Below are 14,508 nucleotides of genomic sequence, written 5' to 3'. Positions count from 1 at the left end.
CAGGAGCTGGTCGAGACATGAGTCTTCCCTCAGTGCGCCGCGTCGCGGTTCTCGGTGGCAGCCGCGTTCCGTTCGCCCGGTCCGACGGGCCGTACGCCACCGCGTCGAATCAGGACATGCTGACCGCCGTGGTCGACGGGCTCGTCGAGCGCCACGGCCTCCGGGGGCGGGGCGTGGTCGGGGAGCTCGTCGCGGGCGCCGTGCTCAAGCACAGCCGGGACTTCAACCTCGCCAGGGAGGTCGTCCTCGGGTCCGCCCTCGATTCCCGTACGCCCGCCTACGACCTGCAACAGGCCTGCGGGACCGGTCTGCAGGCCGTCGTCGCCGTCGCCAACAAGGTCATGCTCGGGCAGGTCGAGTCCGGTATCGCCGGGGGATCCGACACGGCGAGCGACGCGCCGCTCGGCGTCAACGACGAACTGCGGCGGGTGCTGCTCGCGGCCCGGCGCGCCACGTCCGTCGGCGGGCGGCTGCGGGCCCTGGGCGGAGTGCGGCCGCGGCACCTCGTACCCGACATCCCGCGCAACGCCGAGCCGCGGACCGGGCTCTCCATGGGCGAGCACGCCGCCGTGACCGCGCGGGCGTGGGGGATCACGCGGGCGGCGCAGGACGAGCTCGCGGCGGCCAGTCACCAGCGGCTCGCGGCCGCGTACGAGCGGGGGTTGCTGGACGACCTCGTCGTGCCGTACGAGGGGCTCACGCGGGACCAGAATCTGCGGCCGGGGTCGACCGTGGAGCAACTGGGCAGGCTGAAGCCCGTGTTCGGGGTGGCGGCCGGCGGGGCGACCATGACCGCGGGGAACTCCACTCCGCTGACGGACGGCGCGGCCGTCGTCCTGCTGGGCAGCGACGAGTGGGCCGCGGGGCGCGGCCTCGAACCGCTCGCGCACCTCGTCGCCTGCGAGACCGCCGCGGTGGACTTCGTGCACGGAGATGTCGCCGGGGGCGACGACGGACTCCTGATGGCACCCGCGTACGCCGTGCCGCGGATGCTGGAGCGCGTCGGGCTCGGACTGGGGGACTTCGACTTCGTGGAGGTGCACGAGGCCTTCGCCTCGCAGGTGCTCGCCACGCTCGCCGCCTGGGAGAAGCAGGGGCTCGGCACGGTGGACCGGGAACGGCTCAACGTCGCCGGGTCCTCGCTCGCGACCGGACACCCCTTCGCGGCCACCGGGGCTCGGATCGTCGCCACGCTCGCCAAGCTCCTCGCCGAGCGGGGGCGGCCCGGGCGCGGGCTCATCTCCATCTGTGCGGCGGGCGGGCAGGGGGTGACCGCGATCCTTGAGCGGTCACAGTGACGGAGGGCGAGGCGGTTACGGAGGGTGAGCGTGGGGTGCGCCGAACGGGCGAGGGGCGAGGGGCGCGCTTAGGGTGAGCCGAGGGGCACACCCTGGGAGGTTGCCGTGCGCGGAGCTTGTGCAGTCGCCGGCGTCACCGTGCTCGTCGTCGTGGGAGCGGGCATGGCCGCCGCCGGCGACGAGAGCGGGCGGCCCGATCTGGCGCGCTACTACACGCAGAAGATCAAATGGGGCACCTGCAAGGGCGACACCGAGGCGATGGCCGAGGCCACGGGCGGCGCCAAGGACATCCGGTGCGGGCACGTCAGCGTCCCGCTCGACTACGCCGACCCCGCATCGGGGGACGTCGACGTCGCGATGATCCGGATGAAGTCCAGCGCGAGCGGCAAGCCGCGCGGCTCCCTGCTGCTGAACTTCGGCGGGCCCGGCGGACCCGGCGTCTCCGCGCTCGCGGGGGCCCAGAAGGACTTCGGCTTCCTCAGCAAGGACTACGACGTCGTCTCCTTCGACCCGCGCGGCGTCGGCCTGAGCGAGCCGGTCAGCTGCGGCGACGCCGACAAGAGCACGGATCCCTCGTCCGGCGGAACGGGTGACGCGGCCGCCGTCCTCGCGGAGATGCGCAACGTCGCCGCGGAGTGCGCGAAGAAGTCGGGGCCCGTCCTGCCGCACATGGGGACCGTCAACGTCTCCCGCGACCTGGACGTCATGCGCCAGGCCCTCGGCGACAAGAAACTCAACTACCTGGGCTTCTCGTACGGCACGCGGCTGGGAGCCGTGTACGCCGCGCAGTTCCCGAAGAACGTCGGACGAATGGTGCTCGACGGCGTCGACACGCTCACCGAACCCGTCGCCGAGCAGTCCCTCGTGACCGCCGAGGGGCGCCAGACCGCCCTCGACAACTTCCTCACCTGGTGCACCGGGAACGCGGGCTGCGTCTTCGGCACGGACTCGCGCAGCGCCCGCAAGGGCATGGTCCGGCTCATCAAGGACATGGACCAGATGCCGCTGCGTTCCCTGGACGGCGCCGAGTTCACCGGACAGGACGTCGTCGGCGTACTCGGTCAGGCCCTGTACAGCAGGCAGGCGTGGCCCGCGCTCTCGCAGGCGTTGGGCGCGCTGCTCGCGGACGGTGATCCTCGGGCGCTGATCCGGATGAGTGGGGGCCTCGTGCCCACGGGCATTCCGGCGACCGGTCCGGCGACCGGTCCGGCGGCGGGGGAGGAGGTGCCCGCCGACAACATGGCTGCCGCGCTCATGGGCGTGAACTGCGCCGACGACCCCGACCGGCCCGACGCCGCGCACATAGAGAAGGAAGTCGGCAAGCTGCAGAAGCAGTTCGACGACGCGTCGCCCGTCTTCGGCAAGTCGATGCTGATGCCCGTCCTGCTCTGCTTCGGCCGGCCGGCCGGGACGAAGTACATCCGTGAGGACGTACGTGACGTGAAGACGCCCAAGCTGCTGCTCGTCGGCACGCGCGGCGACCCGGCCACGCCCTACCGGTGGACGGAGGAGACCGCGCGGCGCCTCGGCTCGCAGGCCGTCGTCCTCGACAACAAGGGGGACGGGCACACCGGTTACCTCGGGTCCACGTGTGTGCAGGACAAGGTGAACGGGTTCCTGCTGTACGGGGAGACGCCCAAGAGCGGGGAGTCCTGTGCCGCCGACGAGGGTTAGGGCTTGTGTCGGAAGTCCCGCCCTCCGCCCGGAGGGCGGGACTTCCGACACAGGCCCTAGCCCGCGGTCAGTCTCAGCATCGCTGTCTCGTCCGGCGTGTTCCGCGGGGCCTGGTAGACCACCATGCGCTGGCCGCCCGTCCTCGCCAGCGTCATCACCTCGTACGTGAGCGTCATCGGGCCGACCTTCGGGTGCTCGAACGTCTTGATGCCGCCGCCGCGCTCGCACACGTCGTACCGCTCCCAGATGCGGGCGAAGTCCGGTGACTTCAGCAGGAGTTCCCCTACCAGGTTCGTCAGCTGCGGCGAGTCCGTGTCGGTGCCGCCGATCGCGCGCAGGTGCGACACCGACTTGGCGACCGTCTCCTCCCACGGCTGGTACAGGACGCGGCCCACGGGGTGCAGGAAGAGGTAGCGGAGTACGTTGCGCCGCTCGGCCGGCCACTCCCACAGGCCGGGCAGCAGGGCCTTGCCGGGGGCGTTGGCGGCCAGCATGTGGCTGTGCCTGCTCACCACGTACGCGGGGAGCGGGGCCAGCGCGTCCAGGGTGCGCAGCGTGGAGTCGCGGACCGTGTGGTCGGCCGTGGGGTGCGGTTCCGTGAGGCGGCCCGAGGACAGCTCCGCGAGGTCGCGCAGGCGCTCGTGGGAGTCGCCCGAGAGGCGCAGGGCGCGGGCGAGGGCGTCGATCACGGCGGGGGAGGGGTTCGTCTCGCGGCCGCGTTCCAGGCGTGTGTAGTAGTCGACGCTCACCCCGGCGAGGGTCGCGAGCTCCTCGCGGCGGAGGCCGGGGGTGCGGCGGAAACCCGTGCCCGCGGGGAGGCCCGCTTCGGCGGGGGCCACCCTGGCGCGACGGGCCCGGAGGTAGCGGCCCAGTTCCGTGCCGGGGCTCGGCGCGATGCCGGTGGTGGTGGTCGTCATCCGCTCATTGTCCCTGGTGGTGGTCGGCCTTGGGGGGCCGTGTCAGGGCCTGCCACTGCGTGGGGCTCGGGCGGAGAGTGGGTGTGCCTTGCCGCTCCGCGGCGGTTTCTCCGTCGCTCCGCGACGGGCTTCCCACCTGCCCACCCGGTACCCCGCGACGGGGTCCCCGTAGCCGCGTAGGAGTTTGTCTCCATGGCCGTCCCCACCCTCGTCCCCAGCGCCCGTGTCCCCCGTTCCCCCGACGCCCCCCGCGCCTCCTCCTCCGGCTCCCTCGCCCTCGTCGCCTCCCTGCTCGGGTTCGCCGTCATCACCATCGACGTCACCGCCGTGAACATCGCGCTGCCCGACATCCGCGCCACCCTGCACGGGGGCATGGCCGGGTTGCAGTGGGTCGTGGACGCGTACACGTTGATGTTCGCCGCGCTGATGCTGTCCGCGGGGGCGCTCGCCGACCGGGCCGGGGCGCGGCGGGCGTATGCGCTGGGGGTGGGGGTCTTCACCGCCGCCTCGCTCGCCTGCGCCCTCGCGCCCGGCATCGGCGCGCTGATCGCCGCCCGCGTGGCGCAGGGCGCCGGGGCCGCCATCGTGATGCCTGCCTCGCTCTCGCTGATCAGGCAGGCCTACGACGATCCGCGCCGCAGGGCCCGGGCCATCGCGTTGTGGACGGTGGGCGGGTCCGTCTCCGTCGCGGTGGGGCCCGTGCTCGGGGGCGTGCTGACGGAGGCCGCCGGGTGGCGTTCCGTGTTTCTGCTCAACCTGCCCGTGGGCGCCCTCATCCTCGTGCTGCTCGCCCGCGTCGCCCGCTCCCCGCGCCGCCCCGCGGCGGTCGACCTCGGCGGTCAGGTGACGGCCGTACTCGCCCTCGCGGGGCTCGCGTTCGCCGTCATCGAGGGCGGGCACATGGGGTGGACCAGTGCGCCCGTGGTCGCGGGGTTCGGTGTCGCCGTCGTCTGTGCGGTCGCCTTCCATCGTGTCGAGAAGCGGCACCCCGCCCCCATGGTTCCGCTCTCCCTGCTGCGGCAGCGGCAGGTCGGTGTCGCTCTTGCCGTCGGCTTCGCGGTGAACGCCGGGTTCTACGGCGTGACGTTCCTGCTCGGCCTCTACTACCAGCAGCTGCGCGGCATGTCGGGCGTCGCGGCCGGGCTCATGTTCGTGCCACTCGCCGCGATCATCACCGGCACCAACCTTGTCTCGCCCCGCGCCGCCGAACGGTTCGGACGGCGGACGGTCATCGTGCTCGGCCAGGCCGTCCTCGCCCTCGCCATGTTCGCCCTCGTACCGCTGGACGCCGACACGCCGCTGTGGCTCGTCCTCGTCCTGCTCGTGCCGACCGGTCTCGGCGGCGCCTTCGCCGTCCCCGCGCTGACCGCCCAGCTCCTCGACAGCGTCCCCGGCGAGCGCGCGGGCACCGCGTCCGGGATGCTCAACTCCCTTCGGCAGACCGGCGGTGCGATGTCCGTCGCCCTGTTCGGTGCGCTGATCGCCGGCGGCGGGGACGGTGGCGTCGGGGGCGGGTTCTCGCTCTCCGGGATGCATGGTGGGCTCGTCGTCGCGGGGCTCGTCCTCTGCGCCACGACCGCCCTCGCCGCGTGGATGCTGCCGCGGGACTGATCCGGCCGGTCCCGGCGACCTCGCGTCAGGCCGGGGTCAGCCGCCTGTGGGACTGGTGCGCCCCTCGGTGCGGGTGGGCCGGCGGGTGGGAGGCGGTCTCGCGGGGGGCCGGTGGATCCGCGAGTGCGGCCGGTGGGCTCTGGGGGCCCGCTGCCAACGTCTCCACCGAGATGCCGAACCAGTTCAAGTACGCCAACGTCCGCTCCGCGTCGGCGTAGTGGCGCCACACCCGGTCGCCGCTCACCGTGCCCGCCTCCGCCAGCGCGTCCGCCGCGGCCGGGCGCATCGCGGTGGCCGTGCCCCGCGTCACCAGTTCCTGTACGTAGTACGCCGAGCGGTACGGGGAGGCGCCGCCCGTCACCCACAGCAGCTTCGGTTCCGGGGTGCCCGCGGCCGCCAGTGCTCCCCAGCGTGCCGAGGAGAACGTCATCTCGTGCGCGCGGTGCGCGAGTCGGGCGCACGCCAGACCCGCGCGGCCGCGGAGCGCCTTGGCCTCGTCGGAGCCGATGAGGTCCAGGCGGGCGTCGACGTGGCGTTCGACGCCGGTCACGTCGAAGGAGACGAAGGAGGCCGTGCGGGCCGGGCCGTCGAGGGCCGACAGGAGGGCGGTGGCCGCCTCGCCGTACCGGCGCGGGGAGCACACCCCGGACACCTCCACGGCGACGTCCAGCGCGAACAGTGCCCGCAGGGTCGCCGTGTCGGCCGCCTCGGCGGGGAGGCGCACGACGAGGTTGGGGCGGTCGATCTCGTCGCGCAGGGCGCGGGCCCGCGCCGCCCAGGCGGCGGGATCGGGCGCCGCTCCCGCGGGGAGGGGGACGGAGACCAGGCCGCCGGTGCCGCCGCTCGCCCGGTGCCGGGGGAGAAGCTGGTCGCAGACCCGCCTGATCTCGGCGGCCGGGGCGTGGCCGGCCGCCGGGTCCTCCCGCGGGACGTCCATGCGGGCCCCCGCCACCTCGCCCTGTGCGAGCGCGCGGCGCACCTCGCGCGCCGCGCCCCCGGCGGTGGCCGACACGTCGATCCATACGTCGACGCCTTCGGCCCGAAGTCGCTTCCAGGCGTGATTCATCTCCCCCACCCTCTCCTCGTGTCCCTCGTGTCCTTCTTGTCCCGCACGTCGGATGCCGTCACCGGAGTCAGCTCCGCTCCAGGACCGCGCAGGTCCAGCTGAAGCCCGCGCCCACCCCCACGAGCAGCACCTGGTCGCCGCTCTCCAGCGTGTCGTCCTCCAGGAGCTTCGCCAGGCCCGCCGCCTGGTCGCCGGCGCCCAAGTGGCCGACCGTCAGGCCGAATTCCTGCAGGGTCACCTCGGGCTGGATGCCGAGCGGGGCCAGGCACTGGAGCCGGGAGAGCCGGGCGCCGAAGAACGGGACGACCACGGCCTTCATCCCGGCGATGTCCGTGTCGGCCTCCGCGAGGCAGGTCTTGACCGCGGACATCATGCCCGTCTCGTTGCGCGTCGTGATCTCCTCCTGGGAGCGCCCGCGCAGGAAGCCCTTCTTGCGCGCCACCAGGTCGAGCGGGCCCGTCTCGCTGCCGCTCGGCAGGAACGGCTCGGCACCGCGGTGCAGGCCTTCCAGCATCGGCTGTGAGTACGACGACGTGGCGACCAGGCGCAGCGCCCCCGGCGTGCGGGACAGGACGACGGCCGTTCCCGCGTCGCCGAACGCGAGGCCCCGGTCGGTGCTCCAGCGGGGGAACGCCGGGTCCGCGAACCGGTCGCCGGTGGTGACCAGCGCGGCCCGCGTGGCGGGAATCGCCGTGAGCCGCGCCGCCGCGTTCTCCAGGGCGCTCATCCCGCCGTTGGACATCTGCCGCAGCTCGTACGCCACGCAGTCGCCGTGGCCGAGCACCTGGTCCTGGACGTACGCGGCCGTGTTCCAGAACTCCAGGCCCTGGTACCAGCAGTCCGCGTGGATGAGCAGCCCCACGTCCCGCGCGTCCCGGCCGGCGCGGGCGAGCGCCGTGCGGCCCGCGGCGACGGCGAGTTCGGGCCCGCTGCGCCCGTCGCTCACCGACACGGAGCGCTGTGCGCTCCGTACGATCTCCTCGGCGGGCAGCAGACCGAGGTCCACCGCCTCCTGACCGGTCTGCAGCTTCCCGAACTCGGCGGCCGCGCTCTCCACGTAGATGTCGGTCCAGCGCATTCCCCACCCCTTTCTGTCGCCTGTCCGCCGCGGCGGTCAGCGGTTGGTCCACCGCGGGCTCGGGCCGAACCTGCGGGCCGCGGTGTGCTGCTCGTACGGCATGCCGGGCGGCATGTTGAGCACCTCCAGCTGGAATCCGCCGACGCCGCGGAAGTAGACCCAGCGGTCGCCGTGGATCGGGCCGCCGTCCTCGATGAGCTGCGGCTCGCCCAGCACCTCGGCGCCGTCCGTCGCCGCGAGCCACGCGGCGGCGCGCTCGACGTCGTCGACGAAGAACGCCAGGTGGTGGCCGCCCACGTCGCTGTTGCGGGGGCGTTCCGTGCGGCGGCCCTCGATCTCGTAGCTGCTGAGCTCGACGGTGGTGACCGGGCCGAGGCGGATCGCCGCGGTGTCCTTGCGGAAGGGGGACGTGACCGCGTACTGGCGGCGGGCCGTGCCCGCGTCCACCGACTCGCTGGTGCGGTAGGCGAGTTCGCCGCCCATCGGGCCGGTGAAGAAGGCGACGGCCTCGTCCAGGTCGGCCACCGAGTAGCCGACGTGGCCGATGCCGAGGGAGCCGGGCAGGCCGCGCGGCCAGTCGCCCGCGGGGCGGTAGACGCGGGCCTCGGTCTCCTTCTCGTACGGCAACTCGGTCGCGAGTTCGCGGAGTTCGAGTCGCATGCCCCAGCTGGTGAGCAGGTGGATCCAGCGGTTGCCCGCCGTCGGGCCGCCCGTGTCGGTGTGAGGTTCGCCGAGGACACGGACGTGGGGGGAGCGCTCGGCCTTGGCGAGCGCCACGTCCAGGTCGCTCACGTGGATGCCGATGTGATGGCCGCCGACGTCGGTGAACTCCGGTGCCTGGGTGCGCTGTTCGGGCGCTGTGTACTGGAAGAGCTCCAGGTTGCTGTCCGGGCCGAGGCGCAGCATCGCGATGTTCGTGCTGGCCCGCGGGTGGACGCCGAGCTGGCGCGCCATCCAGTCGCTGTCCGGTTCCTCGACCGGGCCGAGCCGGTAGAGGACGTCGGCGCCGAGCACCGTGGTGCAGAAGTCCACGGCCGTGTCCAGGTCCGCGACGGTGTAGGCGTAGTGGTCGACGTTGCGGGCGGTGGGGATGGAGAGGCCGTCCGCGGTCCGGCCGGTCGCGGCGGCCCGGGTGTCCGACGGGGCTGTGGGTGACATGTTCTTCTGCTCCAGGGTTGTGGGCGGCCGGGGTCAGACCGTGCCGGCGTGGGCGGCGTTGGCGACCGCCGCGGAGAGCGCCATGCCGCCGTCCACGAGGGTCGAGGTGCCCGTGGTGTAGGCGGCGGCGGGGGAGGCCAGGTACGCGACGAGGGCGGCGACCTCGTCGGGGCGGCCGGGGCGGCCCGCGGGGATGGCGGGGCGGGCGATGTCGGCGGCGTCGAGTCCTGCCGGCACGTTGTTCATCGGGGTGGCGGTCTCGCCGGGTGCCACGGCGTTGACCGTGATGCCGTGTCCGGCCAGGTCGAGGGCCATGGCCTTGGTGAGCGCGCCGAGGCCGCCCTTGGCGGCGCAGTACGTGCTGCCCTCGCCGATGGGGATGTGCTCGTGGATGCTGGTGATGTTGATGATGCGGCCGCCGCGGCCCTGCGCGATCATGCGCGCGGCGGCGACCTGGCTCAGCCGGAACGGGCTGGTCAGATTGACGTCGAGGATGCGCTGCCAGTCCTGGAGGGTCTCCTCGACGACGGAGGCGCGCCGGTTCAGGCCCGCGTTGTTGACCAGGACGTCGATGCCGCCGAACGCGTCGACGCGGTCCCGCAGGGCCTCGCCCGCGGCCGCGGGGTCGGTCAGGTCGAGCCCGAGGGTCTCGGCCCGTACGCCGTGCCGCACGGCGAGCCCGTCGGCGATCTCCTTGGCGGCGTCCGCCTGCCGTCCGTAGCCGACGACGAGGTCGAAGCCGGCCGCGGCGAGCGCCTCGGCGACGGCCGCGCCGATGCCTGAACTGGCGCCGGTGACAACGGCGATGGGGCGGTTCATGGGATGTCCTTTCCAGAAAGTGGGGCGAGGTGGGGTGGGGCCGGAAGCCCCTGACGCAGCCGGGGGAAGGAAGCGTCAGGGGCGGTTGCCGGCCACATCCCCTTCAGGGACGGGGAGTCAGTGACAGAGCCACCTTGGGAGCGGCTCGACGCCCCCTCTCCAGGAGCTCGAACGCCTTGTCGACGTCGGCCAGCTCGAAGACGTCGGCGATCATGCCCTTCGCCGACAGGACGCCCTCGGAGAAGAGCCGCAGTGCCCGCTCGTAGTAGTCGAGCCCGTGCCGTACGCCGGTCATGGTGACGCCGCGCAGCACCAGCTCCGAGGCGTCGACGGCCGGCAGCGGGTCGTTGGGCACGCCGACCGCCGCGATCCGGCCCCCGACGTCGGCGACCCGCAGCGCTTCGAGGAGGGCCGGCACCGCGCCGGACGCCTCGATGACGACGTCGTAGTCGCCGTCGCGCGCCTCGCCGGGCAGGAAGGCGTGCTCCGCCCCCATGCGCAGCGCGGCGCCGATGCCCGCGTCGTCGATGCCGACCACGTCGACCGTGCCCGCGACGCGGCGCGCCATCTGCACGGCGAGCAGGCCCATCGTGCCGGTGCCGAAGACGAGGACGCGTTCGCCGGGGAAGACCCCGACCTTGTCCAGCGCCGCGAGCACCGTCACCGCGGGTTCCGCGAGCGCCGCGGAGAAGTCGTCGACGCCCGGCGGGACCTTCGTCAGGGACTGGGCGGGGAGTCTGATGAACTCCGCGGCCGCGCCCTGCTGGCCGTAGAGGCCGACCTCCTTGAGCTGCGAGCACTCGTTGCGGTGGCCGCGCTGGCAGGCCCGGCAGCCCCCGCAGGAGAGCATGGTCTGCCCGACGACGCGGTCGCCGATCTGCAGCTGCCGCGAGTACTGGCAGTTCCCGGCGATCGCCACCACACGTCCGACCCACTCGTGGCCGAACACGTGGGGCATGGTGGCCCTGCCGTCCCGCACGTAACTGGCCGTGCCGTGCAGGAGTTCGAGATCCGTGCCGCAGATGCCGACCGTCGTGGGGGCCACCAGGACATAGCCGAGCTCGGGGCCCGGTATCTCCACCTCCACCTGGCCGACCTTGTTGACGTCCATGACCGCCGCGGCCTTCATGGAGCCGTTCGGCCAGCGGCCGCACAGCAGGTCGTCCGTGGGCGGCAGCACTTTTTCGTGGTGATCAGCCAACGTGTCTGCTCCTCAATCAGCGCCCGTCTTCGGTCGGCGGGCGGAAAATCGGGGTCTGCTCGCGCGTCGGCAGCTCCGGCACCCGCACGGGGAGCCGGGAGGCGACATCGGCGGGCAGTACGCGTACGGCGAGGAGGTCGAGCCCCTCGGACCCGGCGGTGACCCGCACCGCGGCGCGCGCCTCGACGAGCAGCGCGCCGCCGGTGTCGAGCGCGCGCCCGGCACTCTCACCGGCCTCCACCGACGCCGACCCGGCGACGGCGTAGAGCGCGGCCTCGGTGCCGTGGGCCGGCTCGTGCGCCCAGGAGGCGCCGGGGGCGAGCCGGATCTGCTCGAAGGACTCGCACTCGCTGTGCAACATGCCGCGGCGGGCGAGGCAGCGCCAGGTGCCGCCGGCGCCGCGCAGGGAGGGCGGGGCGGGTTCGCTGACGATCACCGGTCGGACCCCGGCGTCGCGACGGCGACCTCGGCGTGGAAGAACTCCAGGCCGTCCTCGCGGTCCGCGCCGATGCGGGCGCGGGTGCCGAGCGGCAGGGTGACGGCCGTGCCGGGGTGGAGCTCCGCGGTGTCGCTGCCGTTCTCGACCCAGCCCGTGCCGGAGAGCACGAACACCATGTGCTCGCGGCCGTCGGCCGTCAGCTCGACGGTGCCGGAGGCGTCGACCGTCTCCAGGGAGAGCGTGCGCAGCGGTCCTGTGAAGACGCCGGCGGGGGAGACGGAACGCTCGGCTCGTAGGTCGTGAAGGCGTGCGGTGGGCACCGGGGGCTCCTCCTTGGCGGAAGCGGGTACAGGGGGGTGGGCCGGGGCGTCGGTCGCGCCGAGCTCCGCGCTGAAGCGGGGCGACCGCATTTCGATGACCAGCCAGGCCAGGTCGCTGTCGCCCGTGTTGCGCAGGCCGTGGACGGTGCCGAGGCCCGTGAGGACCATCGAGCCGGGCGCGATGGGGTGCGCCGTGCCGTCGAGGTAGATCTCGCCGGTCCCGGAGAGGATGAAGTAGACCTCTTCGGTCCGGGTGTGCAGGTGCTCGCCGCTGACGCCGCCCGGCGGGACGCACGCCCACTCGACGGCCTCCCAGCCGCCGCGCAGGTCGGCGCCGGACGCGAGGGCCTTCCAGCGGGTCACGCCGGTGGTGCCGTGCACGCCGTGGATGTGGGCGGGGCCGCTGACGTCGCCGATGATCACGTCACCGCCGCCGTACGCGGAGAGGGGCTGTGCCTCGGGAGCCGGGGCGTACGCGGTCTCAGACATGCTGGCCCTCCACGAGGTCACGCCCGCGCCCGGCGACCCGCAACTCGGCGACCGCGTCGAGGAGTTCCTGCTCGGTGACGTCGTTGACGAAGGTGACGTCGCCGATGCCCACGGGGAGCGGGAGGCGCTGCTGTCCGTTGCGGTGGCGGACCGTGTCGAGGAGGGCGGCCGTCAGGAGTTCCGGCTGGTCCAGGAGGTCGTCCCAGGCGGGCAGTTCGAGGCCGTGCATCACGTCGTAGACGCGTCGCGCGTCCGCGTCGTCGATCAGGCCGCGCCGGCGGGCGAGTGCGGTGGTCAGCGCCATGTCGACGCAGACCGCCTCGCCGTGAAGGAGTGCGGGCAGGGCGCGCATCTCGACGGTGGGGCTGAAGGTGTGGCCGTAGTCGACCGAGCGCTCCAGCTTGGTCTCCCACAGGTTGGGCTGCAGCTCTTCGAGCATGCCCTGGATGGCGCGGTGCACGACCTCGCGCGCGGCGTCCTCGCCCGCCTCGCTCTCGCCCTGGAACTTCTCGTTCAGGAGCAGCGGTCCGTGGCTCTCCAGGACGTCGAAGAGGCGGGCGTCCTTGATCAGGGCGATCTTGAGGATCTCGGCGAGCCCGTTGCCGATGTGACGGCGGTCGAGCGTGGCGAGGAAGGTGCGGTCCAGGAGGGTGAGGTCGGCGGGGAAGTAGGTGCCGAGCCGGTTCTTGTGGCCGTTGAAGTTGACGCCGGTCTTGGCGCCCACGCCCGCGTCGACCAGGCCGATGAGGGTGGTGGGGACGCGGATGAACGGGGTGCCGCGGCGGTAGAGGCTGCTCGCCAGGCCGACGATGTCCATGAGGACCCCGCCGCCGATGACGATGAGGGGCTCGCGGCGCCGGTCCACGCCGAACGCGTCGAGTTCCTCGACGATGCGGGACGCGGTCTCGAAGCTCTTGACGGTCTCGTCGGCGGGGACGACGCAGATGACGTGCTCGACGTCGTGGTAGTCGAAGTAGGCGCGGATGCGGTTGCCGTGGAGCAGGTCGACGTCGGAGTCGAGCACCACGAACCGGCGCAGGCGCTTGCCGGGGGCCGCGGCCGGTTCCAGGAGGTCCGTGCGCTCGAAGTCGAACAGGCCGTCGGCGACGCGCACTTCGTAGCTGACGGGCTTGGCGGTTCGGACGACCCATGAGTCGACGCGCTCGCTGTAGGCGTAAAGACCGGCGCCGGGCTGGGCCGCGACGGCTGCGTCACCGGCGGTGCCGGCCGCCCCGTACCCGACGGTCTGGACGCGCTCGCTGGGTCGGCCCAGAAGCGCCGAATTGTTCCCGGACACAAGTCACCTCAACTGGTTCGGAGTGAGCCTCTCGGTTGTGGAGAGCGACTTAATCTATGCATTCTCAAGCAATCAACGGCAAGCGCGATCGGCCATTTCCTGGACTTGGCGAAGTAGCAGTCCATGGCTCGCGGGGGCGGGATCGAAGAACCGAACGACTGCTACGTTCTCCCGTAATCACATAACTCGCAGGAGGATCTACGTGCGTGCCAGCACCCTGCCCCGGTACGGGGGCCCTGAACTGCTGACCGTGGCCGAGCTGCCCCGCCCCACGCCGGGGCCGGGGCAGATCCTGGTCCGGGTCGCGGCGTCGGCCGTGAACCCGGTCGACCTGGAGGTCCGTTCGGGCTCGCATGCCCAGAACGTCCGCCACGGCTTCCCGATGATCCTCGGCTGGGACCTCTCCGGCGTCGTCGAGGAGTGCGGCACCGGGGTCGACCGCTTCACCGCGGGGGACCGGGTCGTCGCCATGTCGGCGCAGATGGCCACCGGGGCCGGCACCCACGCGCAGTACGTCGCGCTCGACGCGGAGCTGGCCGCGAAGGCCCCGCGCACCGCCGAACTGCCGGACGCCGCCGCGCTGCCCCTCGCCGGGCTCACCGCCCACCAGGCGCTCGAAGCCCTCGCCCCGCAGGCCGGCGCCACCCTGCTCGTCACCGGCGCGACCGGTGCCGTCGGCGGGTTCGCCGTCCAACTGGCCGTCTCCCGCGGCTTCAAGGTGCTCGCGTACGGACGGCCCGGCGACGCCGACCGGCTGACGGCGCTCGGCGCCCACGAGACCTACTCCGACGAGCGCCCCGTGCCGCCCGGCGCCGCCGACTGCCTCCTGGAGACGGCGGGCCTGCCCGGCTCGATCGCCGGGGTACGGGACGGCGGCCGTGCCGTCTCCATCGTGCCCAAGGCGCCGCCCGTCGCGGAGCGCGGCATCGACGTACGGATGTCGTTCGTGGAGCAGGACGGCCGGCGCCTCGAAGAGCTCTCCGCCCTGGTGGACGAGGGCGTGCTCACGCTGCGGGTGGCGGAGACGTTCCCGCTCGCCGGGGTGGGCGAGGCACACCGGCGGCTCGCGGCGGGCGGCTCCCGCGGCAAGCTCCTGATCTCTCCCTGGGACTGACCCCGGCTCTCTCCTTTTCCCCGACCC

The 14,508-nt window shown here is 73.2% G+C and carries 13 protein-coding genes; 4 read left to right on the top strand and 9 right to left on the bottom strand.

Annotation, left to right across the window (positions count from 1 at the left end; translation table 11 throughout):
- Positions 1–17 precede the first annotated feature (17 nt).
- Both DEJ48_RS16820 and DEJ48_RS16815 read left to right on the top strand, forming a co-directional pair.
- The gene (locus DEJ48_RS16820; RefSeq protein WP_150216985.1) at positions 18–1,298 is read left to right on the top strand and encodes an acetyl-CoA C-acetyltransferase; all 1,281 of its coding nucleotides are present in this window, start codon (positions 18–20) and stop codon (positions 1,296–1,298) included.
- 105 nt (positions 1,299–1,403) lie between these two features.
- Entirely contained in the window at positions 1,404–2,972 is a 1,569-nt protein-coding gene (locus tag DEJ48_RS16815; RefSeq protein ID WP_317850919.1) for an alpha/beta hydrolase, read from the top strand.
- A gap of 56 nt (positions 2,973–3,028) precedes the next feature.
- Here DEJ48_RS16815 and DEJ48_RS16810 read toward each other — a convergent pair whose 3' ends face one another.
- On the bottom strand, positions 3,029–3,889 hold the full coding sequence (locus tag DEJ48_RS16810; protein ID WP_150216984.1) for a helix-turn-helix transcriptional regulator: 861 nt from the start codon (positions 3,887–3,889) through the stop codon (positions 3,029–3,031).
- A gap of 192 nt (positions 3,890–4,081) precedes the next feature.
- Here DEJ48_RS16810 and DEJ48_RS16805 point away from each other — a divergent pair, with 192 nt between their 5' ends.
- The gene (locus DEJ48_RS16805) at positions 4,082–5,500 is read left to right on the top strand and encodes an MFS transporter (RefSeq protein ID WP_150216983.1); all 1,419 of its coding nucleotides are present in this window, start codon (positions 4,082–4,084) and stop codon (positions 5,498–5,500) included.
- Between the two features lie 25 nt (positions 5,501–5,525).
- On the opposite strand, the gene DEJ48_RS16800 is transcribed toward DEJ48_RS16805, so the two are convergent.
- From DEJ48_RS16800 to DEJ48_RS16765, 8 genes are all read right to left on the bottom strand, one after another.
- Positions 5,526–6,566, bottom strand: coding sequence for a transaldolase family protein (locus DEJ48_RS16800; RefSeq protein ID WP_150216982.1), 1,041 nt, complete (start codon positions 6,564–6,566; stop codon positions 5,526–5,528).
- A gap of 67 nt (positions 6,567–6,633) precedes the next feature.
- Positions 6,634–7,644: a ketoacyl-ACP synthase III family protein gene (locus DEJ48_RS16795; protein WP_150216981.1), complete on the bottom strand. Its 1,011-nt coding sequence runs from the start codon at positions 7,642–7,644 to the stop codon at positions 6,634–6,636.
- A 36-nt stretch (positions 7,645–7,680) separates the two neighbouring features.
- Complete coding sequence (locus DEJ48_RS16790; RefSeq protein WP_150216980.1) at positions 7,681–8,802, bottom strand: VOC family protein; 1,122 nt, start codon at positions 8,800–8,802, stop codon at positions 7,681–7,683.
- 33 nt (positions 8,803–8,835) lie between these two features.
- Positions 8,836–9,621, bottom strand: coding sequence for an SDR family oxidoreductase (locus DEJ48_RS16785; protein WP_150216979.1), 786 nt, complete (start codon positions 9,619–9,621; stop codon positions 8,836–8,838).
- A 103-nt stretch (positions 9,622–9,724) separates the two neighbouring features.
- Entirely contained in the window at positions 9,725–10,822 is a 1,098-nt protein-coding gene (locus DEJ48_RS16780) for a zinc-dependent alcohol dehydrogenase (protein ID WP_223832076.1), read from the bottom strand.
- Between the two features lie 16 nt (positions 10,823–10,838).
- Positions 10,839–11,258 carry a hypothetical protein gene (locus DEJ48_RS16775; RefSeq protein WP_223832075.1) on the bottom strand — a complete coding sequence of 140 codons (420 nt, stop codon included), beginning with the start codon at positions 11,256–11,258 and terminating at the stop codon, positions 10,839–10,841.
- Positions 11,255–12,070 (bottom strand): cupin domain-containing protein, encoded by an 816-nt coding sequence (locus DEJ48_RS16770; protein WP_150216978.1) that lies wholly within the window; start codon positions 12,068–12,070, stop codon positions 11,255–11,257. Before DEJ48_RS16770 ends, DEJ48_RS16775 begins: the two co-directional genes overlap by 4 nt.
- Positions 12,063–13,367 (bottom strand): sedoheptulose 7-phosphate cyclase, encoded by a 1,305-nt coding sequence (locus DEJ48_RS16765; protein WP_150216977.1) that lies wholly within the window; start codon positions 13,365–13,367, stop codon positions 12,063–12,065. Before DEJ48_RS16765 ends, DEJ48_RS16770 begins: the two co-directional genes overlap by 8 nt.
- Before the next feature lie 202 nt (positions 13,368–13,569).
- Between DEJ48_RS16765 and DEJ48_RS16760 the strand changes: the two genes are divergently transcribed.
- Positions 13,570–14,481 carry an NADP-dependent oxidoreductase gene (locus DEJ48_RS16760; protein WP_150216976.1) on the top strand — a complete coding sequence of 304 codons (912 nt, stop codon included), beginning with the start codon at positions 13,570–13,572 and terminating at the stop codon, positions 14,479–14,481.
- The last annotated feature ends 27 nt before the right edge of the window (positions 14,482–14,508 follow it).

It is taken from the genome of Streptomyces venezuelae, assembly GCF_008642315.1.
In the GTDB taxonomy this organism is placed as follows: domain Bacteria; phylum Actinomycetota; class Actinomycetes; order Streptomycetales; family Streptomycetaceae; genus Streptomyces; species Streptomyces venezuelae_D.
Note: the sequence above shows the minus strand (reverse complement) of the source record. Positions and strands in the feature narration are given on the sequence as shown.

Bases quoted from the DNA above. Each gene is read 5' to 3' on its own strand.
- DEJ48_RS16820 (WP_150216985.1), top strand. From the start codon at position 18: ATGAGTCTTCCCTCAGTGCGCCGCGTCGCGGTTCTCGGTGGCAGCCGC.
- DEJ48_RS16810 (WP_150216984.1), bottom strand. From the start codon at position 3,889: ATGACGACCACCACCACCGGCATCGCGCCGAGCCCCGGCACGGAACTG.
- DEJ48_RS16805 (WP_150216983.1), top strand. From the start codon at position 4,082: ATGGCCGTCCCCACCCTCGTCCCCAGCGCCCGTGTCCCCCGTTCCCCC.
- DEJ48_RS16800 (WP_150216982.1), bottom strand. From the start codon at position 6,566: ATGAATCACGCCTGGAAGCGACTTCGGGCCGAAGGCGTCGACGTATGG.
- DEJ48_RS16795 (WP_150216981.1), bottom strand. From the start codon at position 7,644: ATGCGCTGGACCGACATCTACGTGGAGAGCGCGGCCGCCGAGTTCGGG.
- DEJ48_RS16790 (WP_150216980.1), bottom strand. From the start codon at position 8,802: ATGTCACCCACAGCCCCGTCGGACACCCGGGCCGCCGCGACCGGCCGG.
- DEJ48_RS16785 (WP_150216979.1), bottom strand. From the start codon at position 9,621: ATGAACCGCCCCATCGCCGTTGTCACCGGCGCCAGTTCAGGCATCGGC.
- DEJ48_RS16770 (WP_150216978.1), bottom strand. From the start codon at position 12,070: ATGTCTGAGACCGCGTACGCCCCGGCTCCCGAGGCACAGCCCCTCTCC.